The organism is Cupriavidus lacunae, from assembly GCF_003353055.1.
GTDB classification, from domain to species: Bacteria; Pseudomonadota; Gammaproteobacteria; order Burkholderiales; family Burkholderiaceae; genus Cupriavidus; species Cupriavidus lacunae.
In genome coordinates, this window is record NZ_QKWJ01000021.1 from 98,524 (window position 1) to 114,442 (window position 15,919).

The 15,919-nt window shown below is 66.2% G+C and carries 13 protein-coding genes and 2 pseudogenes; 3 read left to right on the forward strand and 12 right to left on the reverse strand.

Annotated elements, in window-relative coordinates; genetic code table 11:
• The first annotated feature begins 82 nt into the window (after positions 1-82).
• Positions 83-2,767 carry a DUF6600 domain-containing protein gene (locus DN412_RS18320; RefSeq protein WP_115212917.1) on the forward strand — a complete coding sequence of 895 codons (2,685 nt, stop codon included), beginning with the start codon at positions 83-85 and terminating at the stop codon, positions 2,765-2,767.
• A gap of 102 nt (positions 2,768-2,869) precedes the next feature.
• Here the strand turns inward: DN412_RS18320 and DN412_RS18325 are convergent, their stop codons facing one another.
• The 6 genes from DN412_RS18325 to DN412_RS18350 form a co-directional block, all read right to left on the reverse strand.
• A complete protein-coding gene (locus DN412_RS18325; protein ID WP_115212897.1) occupies positions 2,870-4,042 on the reverse strand; it encodes an ABC transporter substrate-binding protein in 1,173 nt (390 codons plus the stop codon).
• A gap of 136 nt (positions 4,043-4,178) precedes the next feature.
• Positions 4,179-4,886: an ABC transporter ATP-binding protein gene (locus DN412_RS18330; RefSeq protein ID WP_115212898.1), complete on the reverse strand. Its 708-nt coding sequence runs from the start codon at positions 4,884-4,886 to the stop codon at positions 4,179-4,181.
• A complete protein-coding gene (locus DN412_RS18335; protein WP_115212899.1) occupies positions 4,873-5,637 on the reverse strand; it encodes an ABC transporter ATP-binding protein in 765 nt (254 codons plus the stop codon). Before DN412_RS18335 ends, DN412_RS18330 begins: the two co-directional genes overlap by 14 nt.
• The gene (locus DN412_RS18340; protein WP_078200863.1) at positions 5,630-6,673 is read right to left on the reverse strand and encodes a branched-chain amino acid ABC transporter permease; all 1,044 of its coding nucleotides are present in this window, start codon (positions 6,671-6,673) and stop codon (positions 5,630-5,632) included. The genes DN412_RS18335 and DN412_RS18340 overlap by 8 nt, the downstream gene beginning before the upstream one ends.
• Before the next feature lie 11 nt (positions 6,674-6,684).
• Positions 6,685-7,548: a branched-chain amino acid ABC transporter permease gene (locus DN412_RS18345; protein ID WP_115212900.1), complete on the reverse strand. Its 864-nt coding sequence runs from the start codon at positions 7,546-7,548 to the stop codon at positions 6,685-6,687.
• A 514-nt stretch (positions 7,549-8,062) separates the two neighbouring features.
• Positions 8,063-9,787, reverse strand: a complete 1,725-nt coding sequence (locus DN412_RS18350; RefSeq protein ID WP_115212901.1) for an alkaline phosphatase family protein — start codon at positions 9,785-9,787, stop codon at positions 8,063-8,065.
• A gap of 452 nt (positions 9,788-10,239) precedes the next feature.
• Here DN412_RS18350 and DN412_RS18355 point away from each other — a divergent pair, with 452 nt between their 5' ends.
• Positions 10,240-10,608: a hydroxyquinol 1,2-dioxygenase gene (locus tag DN412_RS18355; protein ID WP_115212902.1), complete on the forward strand. Its 369-nt coding sequence runs from the start codon at positions 10,240-10,242 to the stop codon at positions 10,606-10,608.
• 62 nt (positions 10,609-10,670) lie between these two features.
• On the opposite strand, the gene DN412_RS18360 is transcribed toward DN412_RS18355, so the two are convergent.
• The 3 genes from DN412_RS18360 to DN412_RS18370 all read right to left on the reverse strand — a co-directional run bounded on the left by DN412_RS18360 (position 10,671) and on the right by DN412_RS18370 (position 12,988).
• Positions 10,671-11,717, reverse strand: a complete 1,047-nt coding sequence (locus tag DN412_RS18360; RefSeq protein ID WP_115212903.1) for an Ldh family oxidoreductase — start codon at positions 11,715-11,717, stop codon at positions 10,671-10,673.
• Positions 11,714-12,670 (reverse strand): alpha/beta hydrolase, encoded by a 957-nt coding sequence (locus tag DN412_RS18365; RefSeq protein ID WP_115212904.1) that lies wholly within the window; start codon positions 12,668-12,670, stop codon positions 11,714-11,716. The genes DN412_RS18360 and DN412_RS18365 overlap by 4 nt, the downstream gene beginning before the upstream one ends.
• A gap of 81 nt (positions 12,671-12,751) precedes the next feature.
• A complete protein-coding gene (locus DN412_RS18370; protein ID WP_115212905.1) occupies positions 12,752-12,988 on the reverse strand; it encodes a LysR substrate-binding domain-containing protein in 237 nt (78 codons plus the stop codon).
• Positions 12,989-13,008: 20 nt separating this feature from the next.
• On the opposite strand from DN412_RS18370, the pseudogene DN412_RS18375 reads away from it, so the two are divergent.
• Positions 13,009-13,182, forward strand: a pseudogene (locus DN412_RS18375) (MFS transporter); the annotation flags it as partial.
• A gap of 181 nt (positions 13,183-13,363) precedes the next feature.
• Here the strand turns inward: DN412_RS18375 and DN412_RS18380 are convergent.
• The 3 genes and pseudogenes from DN412_RS18380 to DN412_RS18390 form a co-directional block, all read right to left on the reverse strand.
• Complete coding sequence (locus DN412_RS18380) at positions 13,364-14,062, reverse strand: pirin family protein (protein ID WP_115212906.1); 699 nt, start codon at positions 14,060-14,062, stop codon at positions 13,364-13,366.
• A gap of 284 nt (positions 14,063-14,346) precedes the next feature.
• Positions 14,347-14,856: pseudogene (locus tag DN412_RS18385) on the reverse strand (NADPH-dependent F420 reductase); the annotation flags it as partial.
• Positions 14,857-14,907: 51 nt separating this feature from the next.
• Positions 14,908-15,714, reverse strand: a complete 807-nt coding sequence (locus tag DN412_RS18390; RefSeq protein ID WP_115212908.1) for a pirin family protein — start codon at positions 15,712-15,714, stop codon at positions 14,908-14,910.
• Between the last annotated feature and the right edge of the window lie 205 nt (positions 15,715-15,919).

A 15,919-nucleotide genomic window follows, 5' to 3' on the forward strand; every position in this document is an offset into this window, starting at 1 on the left:
TGACATCAGGGTAGCCGCTGACATCGGCGGGCGATCCCGAAGCGTTATGCGCGATATGCACCGAGTTCCGATCCTGACTTCCATGTTCGATCCTTCCCAATCCGCCGGCCGCGCTCGTGGCCTGCCCCGCAGCCGGCTGGCGCTGACGGCGCTGGCCGCTGCGGCGGGCCTGGCTGTGGCGGCTGCTGCACTAGCCCAGGTTCCCGCCGGCCCCCCCGGCCAGGCTTATCTTGATGCGCCGGCGGCTGACGGCCAGTACCAGCAAGCCGATCCTTCCTCGCGCATCGCCACGCTGACCGCCGTCGACGGCAACCTCAGCTTTGCGCCCGCCGGGTCGGACGAATGGGCCGCGACGGGCCTGAACCGGCCGGTGACCACCGGCGACCGGCTCTGGCTGGACCAGGGCGGGCGCGCCGAACTGCATGCCGGCACGGTGGCAATGCGGCTGGGCGGCGCCACCGCCGCCAGCATCCTGAACCTGGGCGACAGCGCTACGCAGGTCAAGCTGACCCAGGGCACGATGCAGTTGCGCGTGCGCGCGCTGCCGCCGGGCCAGACGGTGGAAGTCGACACCCCCAACCTGGCCTTTGTGCCGCGCGAGCCGGGCGATTACCGGCTGGACGTCGCGCCGGACGGCAGCACTACCACCGTGACCATGCGCCATGGCAGCGCGGTGGTCTACGGCGACAGCCGCTCGGTCGAGCTGCAGCGCGGCGACCGCATGCGCTTTGCTGGGACCGACCTGGCCGATGCCGGCGGCGGCGGCGCGCCGGAGGACGCCTTCGACCGCTGGACCGCGGCGCGCGACGCGCGCGAAGACGCTTCACCGTCGGCCCAGTATGTGCCGCGCGAGATGCCGGGCTATGCCGCGCTGGACGGCTACGGCGACTGGCAGGAAGACCCCGGCTACGGCGCGGTCTGGTTCCCGCGCGTGGTCAGCGCCGGCTGGGCCCCGTACAGCGCCGGGCACTGGGCCTGGATCGCACCGTGGGGCTGGACCTGGATCGATGATGCGCCGTGGGGCTTTGCGCCTTCGCACTACGGCCGCTGGGCCTATGTGGGATCGCGCTGGGGCTGGGTGCCCGGGCCGCGCGTGCGCCCGTGCTACGCCCCCGCGGTGGTGGCTTTTGTCGGCGCCGGCGGGCCGAACTGGAACGTGCGCGTGGGCGGCGGCCCGGGCGTGGCCTGGTATCCGCTGGGGCCGCGCGACACGTACCGCCCGGTCTACCGGGCCAGCCCGACCTATGTCGCCCGCATCAACCGGGTCACCGTCAACAACATCGTGATGGGCGACCGCCGGCCGCCGCCTTATGCCAACCGCAACGTGCCGGGCGCCATCACGGGCATGCCCGCACGCAATTTTGTCGAAGGCCGGCCCGCGCGCGGCATGCATCGCGACGAATGGCGCAACCTGCCGGCTGGCGAGGCCCGGGGTGCGCCGCCGGTGGCGCCGGTCAAGGGCAGCCTGGTGGGATCGGCCCCGATGCGGCCGCTGCCGCCGCAGGCCCGCCAGGGCTTCGAGCGCCAGGCCATCGCCGCCCGCCCGCCGGGCCGGCCGGCCACGGACGACCTGGCCCGCCGCTTTGCGCGCGAGGGTGGGGTCGTGCCGGGCGCGGGCCCTGCCTGGCGCGGCGGCAACGAACACAGGCCCGGACGCGACGCGCGGCCGGTACCCGATGTGCGCATGAGCCAGGCGGCCATCGCCGCGCAGCCGCGCGCGGATCGTGGGGACCGCAACATATCCAACGCCCCGGGTGAGCCTTGGCGCGGCAACGGCCGCGGCCAGAGCGCCCGGCCCGACGAGGCCCGCGGATTTGTTGGCCAGCCGGGCCAGCCGGGCGGACCGGCCGACGCGCAACGGCAGTCACAGGCCATGCAGCACGACCAGCAGCAGGCGCTGCAGCGCCAGCAGATGGAACAGCAGCGCGCACTGCGCGAGCAGCAGCGGCAGGGGCCGGCGCTGCAGCGGCAACAGCAGGAAGCCCAGCAACGCGAAGCGCAGCAGCGTCCTGATCCGGGCCTGCAGTCGCAGGAAATGCAGCGCCAGCGTTTTGAGCAGCAGCGGCAGATGCAGGAGGCTCAGCAGCGCCAGGCCGAAGCCCAGCAGCGGCAGTCCGCCGACCAGCAGCGCCAGCAGGTGGATCGCCAGCGCCAGATGGCCGACCAGCCGCGGCAGGGCCAGGAGATGCAGCGCCAGCGCTTCGAGCAGCAGCGGCAGATGCAGGAGGCCCAGCAGCGCCAGGCCGAGGCGCAGCAGCGGCAGTCCGCCGACCAGCAGCGCCAGCAGGTGGATCAACAGCGCCAGATGGCCGACCAGCAGCGCCAGGGCCAGGAGATGCAGCGCCAGCGCATGGAGCAACAGCGGCAAATGCAGGAAGCCCAGCAGCGCCAGGCCGAAGCAGCCCAGCGCCAGCAGATGGCGCAGCAGCGCCAGATGCAGGAGCAGCAGCGGCAAATGCAGGAGCAGCAACGGCAAATGCAGGAGCAGCAACGGCAGCAGGCCATGCAGCGCCAGCAGGCGGAACAGCAGCAGCGCCACATGCAGGAGCAGCAGCGTGCCGCGCAGGAACAGCAACGCGCGATGCAGGAGCAGCAGCGTCACCAGCAGGACCAGCAACGGCAGATGCAGGAGCAGCAGCGTCACCAGCAAGACCAGCAGCGCCAGCAGCAACAGCAGCAACAGCAGCAACAGCAACAGCAACGCGCGCAGCATGACCGCAGCCAGATGGAGGCGCGCCAGGGACGGGACAGCGATCACCGGCAGTAGCCGCGGCGGTCCCGCAACAACGAAGAACCCCGGCAAGAAGCCTCGCGGCCTGCCGGGGTTTGTGTTTGCGCGGCGCCGCGTGGGGCGGCGCCTCAGCCAGGCTTACTTTGCCAGTTCCGACAAGCGCACCTGCGAGATCTTGCCGTTCTGCACCCAGCCGACCACGGTGTCGGCCACCGACCCGCCCTTGGCATCGATGCCTTCGATCTCGTTCGGGTTGGCCTCCTTGGCCAGGCCCTTGACCGCATCCGGCATCTTTGCCCGGATTGCCGCGGCGTCGCTGGTGGTGCCGGCGAGCTTCATCGCACCGGCCAGCGCATAGACCATGGTGTAGTTCAGCGACATCTCGGTGGTGGCATCGCGCCCGTCATGCAGCTTCTTGTATTTGGCGTTGAAGTTCTGCGTGGCGGGGCGGCTGTCGTTGACCAGCGGCAGCACGCCGATCGAACCTTCCAGCATGCCGAGGCCATTGGTGACCTTGGCCATCTCATCCATCTTGGCCTGGTCCATCACGATAAAGCCGCCTTTGAAGCCCAGTTCGCGCGCCTGCTTGACCACCAGCGCGGTCGGCTCGGACGGGCCGCCAACGAACATCACGTCCGGTTTCTCGCTGATCGCACGCGACACGCCGCTGTAGAAGTCGGTGGCCTTAGTGTACGACATGGGGTTGTTGGCCACCACCTTGCCGCCCGCCGCTTCCCACGCCGGCTTGAACGCCTGCACCCACGCCTTGGCGTAGTCATGGTCCGCCGGGGCCAGTGCCACGTTCTTGCCGTAGCGCTTCATCTGCGCCTTGATGAAGGGCTCGATATAGCCGGTGTAGGCCGGCGGGATGCGGATGGTCAGCTGGTTGCCGGCATCGGTGATGCGCGGCACGCTCGAGTAGGCCATCACCAGGAACTTCTCTTGCTCGTTGAAGGCCTGCAGCGCGAAGATGCCGCCCGAATGCGGCACGAACACGGCCGGGGTCTTGTACTGCTGTACCAGGCGACGCCCGTTGATGGCGGCCTCGGCGGGCGAGTACTTGTCGTCCAGCGCCACCACTTCCAGCTTGACCTTCTTGCCCTTGACTTCCAGGCCCGCGGCGTTGATCTCGTCCACGGCCATCTGCACGCCGGACAGCACGTTCTTGCCATACAGCGCGGCGCCACCGGACAGCGGGCCGGTATAGCCGATCTTGACCACTTCCTGCGCCAGCGCGGCGCCCGAGGCCAGCATGGCAGCCATGGCGGTGGCGGCCAGCGGGAAGATACGGCGCATGATCTTGCTTAGCATTGCTATGTCTCCTGAAAGTACTGCGCTTGTTAGGTCTGACTGTCTTCAATGACCCCTCGGTTTTCTCCCCTCTCCCGCAAGCGGGAGAGGGAGCATGCTTGCGGCAAGGCAAGCCCCCGCGTCATGCCTGTGTCTACTACCCCCCGATATACGCCTTCCGAATCCCCTCATCCTTCAGCAACGTATCCCGGTCCCCCTCCATCACGATGCGCCCGCTCTCGATCACGTAGGCGCGATGCGCGATGCCCAGCGCCGCGTAGGCGTTCTGCTCGGCCAGCAGCACCGTGGTGCCGGCGCGGTTGATGCGCTGGATGATCTCGAACATCTGCCTGACCACCAGCGGCGCCAGCCCCAGCGACGGCTCATCCAGCAGCAACGCGCGCGGGCGGCTCATCAGCGCGCGGCCCAGCGCCACCATCTGCTGCTGCCCGCCGGACAGCGAGCCGGCCGGGTGGTCCTTCTTCTGCCGCAGGATCGGGAACAGTTCGTAGACCTCTTCCAGCGTCTTGCGGATGCCCGCGCCATCGCGCCGGTGCACATAGGCGCCCAGCACCAGGTTCTTCTCCACGCTCATCGCCGGAAACAGCTTGCGGCCCTCCGGGCAGTGCACCAGCCCCGCCTGCACGATCTGCGACGGCTTCATGCCCGACAGCTCGCGCCCGTCAAAGCGCATGCTGCCGCCGCTGATGCGGTGGATCGCGCTCATCGCCAGGAAGATCGAGCTCTTGCCGGCACCGTTGGCGCCCAGCAGCACCACCAGCTCGCCGGCGCCGGCGTGCAGGGTGATGTTGTCCAGGGCGCGGAAGCTGCCGTACGACAGCGAGACGCGTTCAAGCTGCAACATGGTCGGCTCCCAGGTAGGCCTCGATGACATGCGGATCCTGCTGGATCTGCGCGGGCGTGCCTTCGGCAATCTTCTCGCCGTAGTTCAGCACCATGATCTTGTCGGCCAGGCGCATGATCATGTCCATCTTGTGTTCGATCAGGCAGACGGTCTTGCCATGGCGCACCATCTTGCGGATCAGCTCGGCCAGGCCCACGGTCTCTTCCGGGTTCACGCCGCCGGCCGGTTCGTCTAGCAGCAGCAGTTCCGGATCCGTCGCCAGCGCCAGCGCAAAGGCCACGCGCTTGCGTGCCTCCTGCGTGATATCGGCAGCGACCTCGTGCGCCAGGTGCGACAGGCCGACGAAATCCAGCGCCGCTTCGGCCTTGTCGCGGCACAGGCGCTCTTCCTCGCGCAGGCGGCGGGTGTTGAACAGCACGTCGCCCAGGCCCGAGCGGGTGCGCAGGCGGTGGCCGACGATCAGGTTGTCGAGCACCGTGGCGCGGTCGAACAGCGCCGTGGCCTGGAAGGTGCGGGCCACGCCCAGGCGCGCGATCTGGTCGGCGCGCAGGCCGGCCACGTCCTGGCCCTTGAACAGGATCTGGCCGGAACTGGGCGCATGCGTGCCCGCGATCAGGTTGAAGAAGGTGGTCTTGCCGGCGCCGTTGGGACCGATGATGGCGTTGATATGGCCTTGCTCGAAGGTCACGGAGACATCGTGCACCGCGGTCAGGCCGCCGAATTTCTTGGTCAGGTTGCGGATCTCAAGCATGGTCGGCTCCGGCGCGGGTGGTCGGGACAGGGGTGGCGGCTTGCGCAGCGACTCGCGCCGCGGACTGCGCAGCCAGCTTGCCGCGGCGCTCGGCGGCGGCTTTGCGCGCCTGCTTCTTCAGGAAGGAACCCACGATGCCGTCCGGCACGAAAATGATCAGCAGGATCAGCACCGGGCCGAACACCAGCATGCGGTAGTCCTGCATGAACTGCAGCGACTGCGTGATCCACGGCACCAGCACCGCGCCCAGCAGCGGCCCGAAGATGGTGCCGATGCCACCCACCAGCATCGACATCACCATGTCGAAGGTCAGGTCGGTGCGCGCGATGTCCGGCCCCAGGAAACGCACCTGGCCGGCGTAGAGCGCACCGGCAAAGCCGGCGTAGCCCACCGACAGCACGAACGACAGCACCTTGGTGCGCATCAGGTTGATGCCCAGCGCCTCGGCCAGGGCGTCGCTGTTGCGCACGGCCAGGAAGCTGCGGCCCAGCAACGAGCTGACAATGCGGTGCATCACGAAGGTGCCGACCGCGAGGAAGAACAGCACCAGGTAGTACTGCGCCTGCACGCTGTCAAAGCTGAGCGGTCCGATCGCGGCCGGCACCGGGATGCCGATCAGGCCCACCGTGCCGTGCGTCAGGCTTTCCCACTTCTCGATCAGCAGGTAGATGATGTAGCCCACGCACATGGTGAAGATCGAGAAGTAATGGCCCTTCAGGCGCAGCGACACCACTCCGATCACATAGCCCACCACCATGCAGATCACGCCGGACAGCACGAAGGCCAGCCAGAACGGCACCTGGTGGTCCACCGTCAGGATGCCCAGCGTATAGGCGCCGATCGCCATGAACCCGCCGTGGGCCAGGTTGAGCTGCCCGGTGTAGCCGGTGATCAGGTTCAGCCCGAGCGTGGCGATGGCATAGATGAAGGCCAGCGTCATCACGGTCAGGTAGTAGCTGTTGGGCGTGATCAGCGGGAAGGCGATGGCGAGCGCCAGCAGCAGCGTCCAGCCGGTTTTTCCTTGCAGTGCGTTCATCTGGAGTCTCCTCAGGCTGCCTTGCCGGCAAACAGGCCCTGCGGCCGGATCGACAGGATCACCACCAGCAGCACGAAGGCGATGATGTCCTTGTAGTCGGTGGATACGTAGAAGCCGCCGAAGCTCTCGGCCATGCCGATGATCAGCCCGCCGACGATGGCGCCCGGGATGCTGCCCATGCCGCCCAGGATGATGATGACAAAGGCCTTGGTGATCACCAGGTTGCCCATGCTGGGGTAGACTAGGTTGATCGGGGCGTAGAGCGTGGCGGCGATCGCGGCCAGCGCGCCGGAGATGGCGAACACCAGCAGCGTCACGCGGGTGGCGTCGATGCCGACCAGCGCGGCGCCTTCGCGGTTCTGCGCCATCGCCATGATGGTGGCGCCGGTCATGGTGCGCGTCAGGAACAGGTGCAGCAGCACCATCAGCGCAAAGGCCGCGCCGATGATGAGCAGGCGCTGCAGCGGCGCGGTCAGCCCGAACACGTCGACGATCTGGCCGTAGGGCGTGGGCATGCGGTGGAAGTCAGCGCCCCACAGCGCCTGCGCGCCGGCCTCCAGGAACAGCAGGATGCCGATGGCGGCGATCATGTCGTGCAGCTCGGGCGAGTTGCGCAGCGGGTGGAACACCAGCCGGTCGGCAAGCATCGACAGCACGGCGACGGCCAACGCCGCGCCCAGCATCGCCAGCCAGTAGTTCACGCCCAGCGATGTCATCAGGTAGTACGACACGTAGGCGCCGGCCATGTAGAACGCGCCGTGCGCGAAGTTGGGCACGTGCAGGATGCCGTAGACCAGCGTCATGCCAAGCGCCACCAGGCTGTAGACGCCGCCCAGCGTCAGGCCGTTCAGGAACTGTTGAAGGAACAATGCCACAGGGGTACCTCGTGCGGTTCGTGAAACCAGGCACGCGCCGGCGCAAGGCCGTGCGTGGACCGGCGCCGGCAGTGCATGGCGCTGCCGTGCCAACAAAGGGAAGGGGACTCAGGCGAGCGGCAGCTCCGGCGCGCGTGCGCGAGCTGCCGTTGCCGACGAGGCGCTGGAAGGGTCACCAGACGGGACACCGGACGGATCACGGTACCTGTGTGCAAACGCGTGTTGCAGATGCTGCATGACTGTCTCCTGTGCGATGCGGCGCAACGGCCGCCCGGCTCGCCGGGTGGTGCCCTGGTCGACATGGACAGTGGCGCTGACACCCGGTGACGATGTGTCGGAGTACGTTCCCGCACGATCGTTCGTTTTCACCGACTGTTGCATACGCCTTGCGGCATCGTCAAGGAAAGCGGCCCAGTATTCCGCACAGCGAAATACTGGGCCGGGGGCCTCCGGGTAAGTCCTGACAGGGGCTTCGTGCCGGGACATGCGGTGATTCCCGCTGTCCCGGCCCGGCTCAACGCAGATGCGGCAGCACCTTGGTGTGCTCGGCCTGCACCGCCTGCAGCTCGTGCGGCCTGAGTCCAAGCAAGGCCAGGATGGTAGGCGCTATCTGGTTGGTCTGGACCGGGTCGTCGACGATATTCTGGTCAATGCCAGCCCCCCACACAACGATGGGCACGTGACGGTCCTGCCTCGCGCCGCCGCCGTGCTCGGCGATCTTCGACAGCTTTGCGCCGCCATAGACCGTACCCTGCTGCGCGATGCCGACGAGGTCCGGCACGCGATCGTCGTTGCTGCCGACGCCAAAGAGGTCGACGACTTCTTCACCGGCGTAGATCTTGCTCGCTCCAGCCTGGCTGAAAGTCTTGGTGATCGCGGTGCCGGTTGCGTCCGAGCCCAGGCCGTTGCCGGAATAGCCAAGCAGGAAATTCTTGGCAAAGCGGAGGGCGGCGGGGGAGCGGTCGTTGAACCACATCAGGATGCCGTCATCGTCGATCGCGTGCGCGACGAGATGCGATTTGGACGGGTCCTTGCACGTGGCGGCGAACTTCTCCCAGGCGCAGTTGAGCGCATCGATCATGTCGCCATCGTTGACGATGGTGAGATCGGCGCGGTTCAGCGGCGACTGACCGTGTTTCGCCGACAGGATGACGACGGTATTGGTCTGGTCAAGCGCGCTCACCATCATGGCCAGCTGGTTGTTGACGAAGTTCAGCGCGCTTTGCAGCACCACGCCGGGCGTGGTGCCGTTCGCCGTGTAGCCGCCCAGGCCGCCGGACACCTTGGTGCCGGTGTTGGCCGGATCCGGGTAGTAGGCCGATTTGTTGAGCTTCTGAGCGGTCGACACGGACTGGAAGTTCATGCCGAATATGGCGGGAGTCCCCGGCGTGCCGTTGCCAGCATGGTCGAGGCCCTTGATCCAGTTGAGGACGGCCTTTACCTTGAAGCTATCGTAGCGTTGTGTGTTGGTGTTGTCCTTGGTCCAGTCGTCGCCCGGGCCGGCAGGCAGCGATGGGTCGGTTACCGAGCTGTTGATCTCGGGGGCAAACAGGTCGTCGATGCCCTGACCGGACGGCCCGTTGAGAATTTCATAGGCGGCGTGCTTGTCCGCCCAGGCAGTGTGCAGCCCGTGCTTTTTCGCGACCTCGAAGATCGTGTTCACCTTGAGGTACTGGTGCGGGTAAACCGGCTGGCAGGTCACCGGAGATACCGGCAGGAAAGCCGGATTGATCAGGTCCTGCGGGTGCCCGGTCAGCTGGAAAATCCTGGAGAAGTCGGCGTACAGGCCCGGGATGTTTTGTCCGCTGTCCAGCCGGTTCAGATCCCTGGCGATGACTTCGGCGTAAAACACTTCAGCGCCTGGCCTGGTGCTGTGGCAGTTGGCCGCGGTGGTGCCCTGCGGCAGCAGGCTGCGGCTGTAGGCGTCATCGTAGTAGATGCCCGTGGTCCTGGGGTTGCCGCCAGTGACCTGGCTGACCATCCCGGGGAACGAGTCCGACGGGAAAGGCGTTTGCGCATTGGTATAGGCAACGCCATGACGGGCCAGTAGCGCAAGGGCGGAATTCGGATAGGCGTTGACGAACCAGTCCAGGTCGGCCTGATGCAGGCCGTCGACAGAAACCAGCAGGACATGCTGCGCATGCGGTCGACGGGCGTCGTCGTCCGCATGTGCAAACGCTGTCAGTCCGCACGCCAGCGACAGCGTCACGGCAAGGGTAAGCCTTTTAGGTACGCGCACGATATCTCCTCGGATGACTGCCACAGGGCAGTTGGGAGACGCTATCGACCGTCCATGTCCGAACGGTGTCATGGAAAGCGTGGATGCGTAACAAATTGTGTGTGGGGGTACTGGGGCGCGCATGCGAGGGTCGGGCTATCTGACTGACGGCGCGCCCGCGACTTTTCCGACTGCGCCCGTGAGGCTGCCGGGGCTGGCATTTGGGGCGCATAAGGCCATTGCACCAGGCGCACTGACAGTCAGCAAGCCGCCTCCTGATCCCTGTCAGCACGCTCTTTGTATGCGTTTGTATCAGGCGGCTGCATCGCTATGTGACCTTACAAAGAGGGCCTGCATTCGCTACGTGAGCGATACATCGGTCTCCTTAAATACGTTCCGTGGCCGGGCGGGAACGACACAGCGAAGTGGCCCCGCCAGCCAGTACCTCACGCAAACATTCAAGGAACCGAATCATGTCTACCAATATCGCCAAGCGTTTTGTTTTCACCGTCGCTCTCGCTGCCGCCGCTGCCGGCGCGCAAGCCGCCGGGTTCTCCCATGTGGGCGCACGCGACCCGTTCACCGACGGTGCCCGCTCGGTACAAGATGCGCGCGACCTGTACAACGATGGCGCGCGTTCGGTACTGGAACCGCGCAGCCCGTTCACCGATGGCGCACGCACGCTGGCCGGCCTGGATCGCACGGGCGTTTCCGCGGACCCGGCGCGCAGCGTCGATCCTTACACCGATGGTGCCCGCACCGTAGCCGGTAGGGACCGCACCGGCGTCTCGGCTGAACCCGCGCGCAGTGTCGATCCCTATCTCGACGGCGCCTATGCCTGACCTGGGTAAAGTGGCCTGTCGGCCATCGTCGGGGCTCGATTGAAAGTGATAATCAGCCCCCGCTACGCCCAGGGGGCACGGATGCCCGCCTGGCTGGCAAGTGCTTCCAGCGCATCAGCCGTCGCAGGCGCCAAGGCAATCCCGCTCGTGCCGCGCTCGCGGGCTTCGGCGTAGCCGCGTTCTCCCGGCAGCCGCGGAGGACCTTCGGCAGAGGCCGGCAGGTTGTGGATGGCCGCCGCGAGCTCGGTCAACTGCGCTTGAAACAGGGACGGGCCCAGCACCTGCGCGATATCGATCACGAGCATCCACGCGTTCTGTGTGTGGCGATGGACGGCAGCGGGGGCCAGCAGCGCGGGTGCCAAGATCGGATGGTTGGTCAGCAGGCTGCAGGCGATCTCGGCCATCAGGGCGAGGCCCGAGCCTTTCGGGCCGCCCAGTGGCAGTGGCGTTGTCGCCTGGCGCGCGTCCGTGGTGGCATTGCCCATGGCATCGATGGCCCAGCCCGGCTCGAGCGGCCGGCCGGCGACCCGAGCCTGCATCAGCTTGCCGAAGGCGACGGCGCCCGAAGCCATGTCGAAAACGATCGGCTCGCCGAGCCCCGGGCAGGCCATGGACAGCGGAGCCGTTGAGACCCCCGCCGCCGAGGCGCCATGGTAGGCCATCAGCGGTGCCGAAGCGGCCATCGCCATGGCGAACATTCCCGCTTTGGCCACATGAGCGGTGTGAAAGCCGAGCGCGCCAGTATGCGTTGTCTCCCGCAAGAGCACCAGGCTCGCCCCGGCCAGGCGCGCTCCGGCGATAGCTTGCCCGGCGGCGATTCGCATGCCCAGCGCACCGGCGCAGCGATCGCCCTCGACCACGGTCAGGGCTGGCAGGCTGAGCCCCGCGCGCGGTTGCGCCCGACCATTCATGTCGCCCGACTCCAGCCACGCAGCGTACTGCGGGATGCGCGAAACCCCATGTCCGGGCGAACCGCGCAGGTCCGCCCACACCAGGCTCTCCGCCACCAGTGAGGCGCCAGGTTCGTCCAGCCCGGCCGAGGCAAGTAGTGCCTGCGCAAAGGCCTGCAGCCGGGCTGCGCTGATCATGGTCGGGGGGCGCGCGGTCATGCGGCCTCCAAGGGCGCCTGCCGGGCCGGGAAGAACTTGTGCAGCCAGTCCGTGACCAGGTTCAGGACGGCCCGGTTGTCATCGGAGAAGATGAAATGATCGATTCCCGAGAACAGGTGCAGTTCGGCCGGCATCCTGGCGTTGCGGAACAGTCCGATCGACTGTTCCGTAGGGGTGACCGAATCGTCCGCCGGATGCAGCAGCAGGAGCGGACGCGGGGCAATGTTGCCGACCACTGCGTTCGGCCGAAAGCGGAGCATGCTTTCGACCACCTCGAACGGGAACTCCATGAAGCTTCCCGCAGGCAGATTGCTGCGCATCTCGGGGGGAATGGGCACGATGTCAAAGCGCGAGACCTGCATTGACTGGCCCCTGGCCAACCGGGTACGGCCTTCCTCCACCATTGCCTCGAAGCGTTGCCATGCGGCCGAACCGGCATGCTGCTGACGCAGCTTGACTTCCCCATCGCCCCATCCGGCCGATGAGATGCAGGCCACGATGCGAGGGTCAACGCCAGCCGCATAGACTGCCACCGCCGCACCGAAGCTGTGGCCCATCACAGCAATCTTCGCGGGGTCCACTTCGGGCAGGCTCTGCAGGTAGCCGACCGCGTTGCGGGTGTCGCTCACCTGGTCCTCGCACAGTACCTTGCCGAGCTCGCCTTCGCTGCTGCCGCAGCCCCGCATGTCGAAGCGCAGGACGACATAGCCCAGCGACGAAAACAGGCGTGTCGCCAGCTGCACCATACCGTCGTCCTTGTTGCTGCCGAAACCGTGCAGCACCGCGATTGCGGGACGTCGCTCGCCGGCGGCAAGATTGGGGGGTAGATGCAGGGCTCCGGCCAGGCGAAGCCCGTCGGACTCAAATGTTACAACCGTGTGCACGCTCGTTTCTCCAAGTTTCGTGGCACTCGATGTTGTACGAAATTCGCGTTCCGATGGCTGCCCAGGCATCCACTGACTTACCCGATCGTCCGCTTACTTTGGTAGAAGGCTCGCAGATTCCCAGCCAAATGACCGATAGCGCGAGCGTCGTCAGCACCGGATCACGCCGGACAGGAAGCGGAAGCACCCGGCGGCCGCCGGCATCCGGGGCGCCGGTTCCTTGCGCATCATCAGCGCCACGCGGCGCTTGAAGCTGGGGCTGCCCAGGGGCACGGCGCGCAGCGCCGCATCGTTGATGCCATGGGCGTATAGCCGGGACAACAGACCGACCGCGAGCCCCGCGCGCACCAGGCTGTAGAGCGATTCGCTGTACTGCAGCCGGTCCACCGCATGGGCGTGGAAACCTTGTGACCCATTCCATCGACGGCGACAAACGCTGGCTGGCGCTGATCGTTTAGTGCCTCGGCGTGCTCATGATCGTGCTCGATACGACGATCGTGAATGTTGCCTTGCCGTCGATCGCCGCGGACCTCGGCTTCAGCAAGACCTCGCTGGTGTGGGTGGTCAATGCCTACATGCTTGACCGGACACGGGCCGTGTCGGCAGTCGCTCGCGCCCAACCGTAGAACCGCAAGCGCGATTCAACGCGCCGGATCGTGACACGTTCTTCTCCGACGGCCCCCCAGGCCGTCTCGACCGATCAGGCAATCCCCGGCGCACTGGGACTGCGCAAGGCATGTCCCAGGATAGGGAAGGTGAATCTCAGCTGGTTTCCACCATCACCAGTTCCGAGTCCTCGAGCGCCATGATCTCGGCCGCGGTCGCGTTCGTGATTGCGGCCCCGTCCAGCGGCCCCATGGGCTCGCCATCAATCTCGATCCGGCCCGAGGCAACGACGAGGTAGGCGCTGCGCGACGGGCTGAGCTGCTGTCGAATGCGTTCCCCGGCCTTCAGCGTTGCCCCGAGCAGGCGTGCATTCGCGCGAATCGGCAGGGCTTCGCGATCGTCGGCGAAGCCGCTGGCCAGCACCGCAAAGCGTCCCGAGCGATCGCTCTTTGGAAAGGGTTTTGTGCCCCAGCGGGGCTCGCCACCGGTCTCGCGGGGCAGCAGCCAGATCTGGTACACCTTGAGCGGCACTTCGCCCACGTTGAATTCGGCGTGGCGGATGCCCGCGCCTGCACTCATCACCTGAACATCGCCCGCGTGGATCGTCCCTTCGGAACCCAGGGTGTCGCGATGCCCGAGTACACCCTGGCGGACGTAGGTGAGGATCTCCATGTCGCGGTGCCCATGCAGGGGAAATCCGCGGCCAACGGCGATCTCATCGTCGTTCCAGACGACCAGGGAGCCCAGTGCCTGATGCGCCGGGTTGCCGGCGGCATTGACCTGGAAATGATATTTCGCGTGGAGCCAGCCAAGATCCGCTTCGTCCAGTGATTGCCAACGCCGGTGTAAGAGCATCCCCATCTCCATGTTCCGCCGGCCGGAATGGGCCGGTTGCCATCAACGACCGCCCCGAAATGGTGACGGTGTCAGGCTTAGGGGGATGCTATTTGAGCAACGATTATTTGCATACATCCTGAATTGAAAGGCATCGTTGCCATGCATAGAATGACAAATGGTGCCTTGAAGTACCAGCGCGGCGAGCCAGGGATGAGGCGCCTGGGATTCGACACGGCTCGATGGGCAGGCCGCTCCTGTGGATGCGGCCACGCCGCCGAGGTACGTGGAGAAGATTCGCCGCCTCAGACTCTGATGAGGCTTGCTCCGCCCAGAGGACCGAACGGCAACGACGCCAATGGGCCGCCAACATCCAGTGTGCCGAGATCGACTGCAAAGAAGCCCGCCTTCTCGATCAACGAGCGCACAGTCGCTTTGGCGTCCATGTCGTCGCCCGAATGGAAAAGCACCCGACGTCCGCCAGACACTTCCGGCTCATCCAGGACGCTCACATCGAGGTGATTGAATGCCTTGACGAGACGCGCGCCAGGGACAAGCTCGCGGACCACGCTACTTGAATGGCGCCCATCGAGATCGACCGCCCTGATGCCATAGGTGGCCAGCGGGTTGGTTGAGTCATTCGCGTCCGGAGAACCGGGGTCGAACCATTCGACGGGGTTGGTGCCGTCGACGACGATGCGGCCGTTCCATGCGGGTAGCCCGCCAAGGACATGCTTCAAATTCACCCACCGGATGGCGATGAAGACGATGTCTGCGGCGGCCGCTTCTTCCGTGGTGCCGGCCTTGATCGTCGGGCCAAGCTCTTCGACACACTAGCCAGTGTGGCCACGCCGGCGATTCGTTCGTCAGCGCAATACGGGTATGGTCCCGGAGGCCGTACGCCGCGCTTCGGCATCCCCCAGATTTCTACCCAGCTCAGCGATGCGCCGTTCTCCGGCCTCAAGTGCCTGCGCCGAAGTATGGACCGAGTAATAGCCCAGATGTAAGGGATGCGGATGTGGAACCGCGGACCCCACGACAAATACCGCGTCTTCCTGCGTCAGCGCCTCGAGAACAATTGGTGTTTCGCCTTGCGCGAAGCTCACCATTTCACCGGCATCGACGGGAGCACCGGCATGGAGCAAGCCCTTCGCGAGCGCGAGCCACCCAACGGTGTGGCCGGCAGGCGGACGGTAGGTCCAGCGTTCCCCTGGCCGCAGCGTGACGAGCAGATAGTTGATGCCTTCCGGAGCCGGGACTGGGCTTTGCACGCCCTCATAGCTGCCGACGATGACATGGGCCGGCCCGCTGTGCGCCATGTCCTCGGCTTCGATGTAGCGGCTTACCGGCTCGTTGTTTTCCAGCTCGGGCGGCAGCGCGAGCCAGAGCTGGAAGCCCTGGATGCGGGGTACGTCGTCCGCGGACATTTCCTTGCCGTGCCAGACGCCACCACCTGCCCGCATCCACTCGACGCCCCCGTAACCGATTGTCCCGGATCCGATCGCCGGATCGTTGTAGCGCATCCTGCCCTCGGTGATGACGGTCACGGTGGCAATGCCCGAATGCGGATGGAGGGGCATGTTGCTCATGGTACGGATGGTCGCCTTGCTCGCATCAAAGATGTCGAGAAACACGAAAGGCTTCAAAGTCTGGCCAAGATCGGATGGGCTCATCAGCCGTACGATGGGCCCGGTTCCGTGGCCTCGCGTGCGCCGAGCAATGCGTCTTGGCGCCACCGGATTGTCGGGAGTGGAGAGAGATACTATGAAGGGCCGCGGAGGCAAGCCCCTGGAGTAAAACGAAGATTCGCAATCTCGTTTCTCCCAAAGGAGCACGCAAATGAACACGCCTGACACAACCCTTCAGGGGCAGAATACG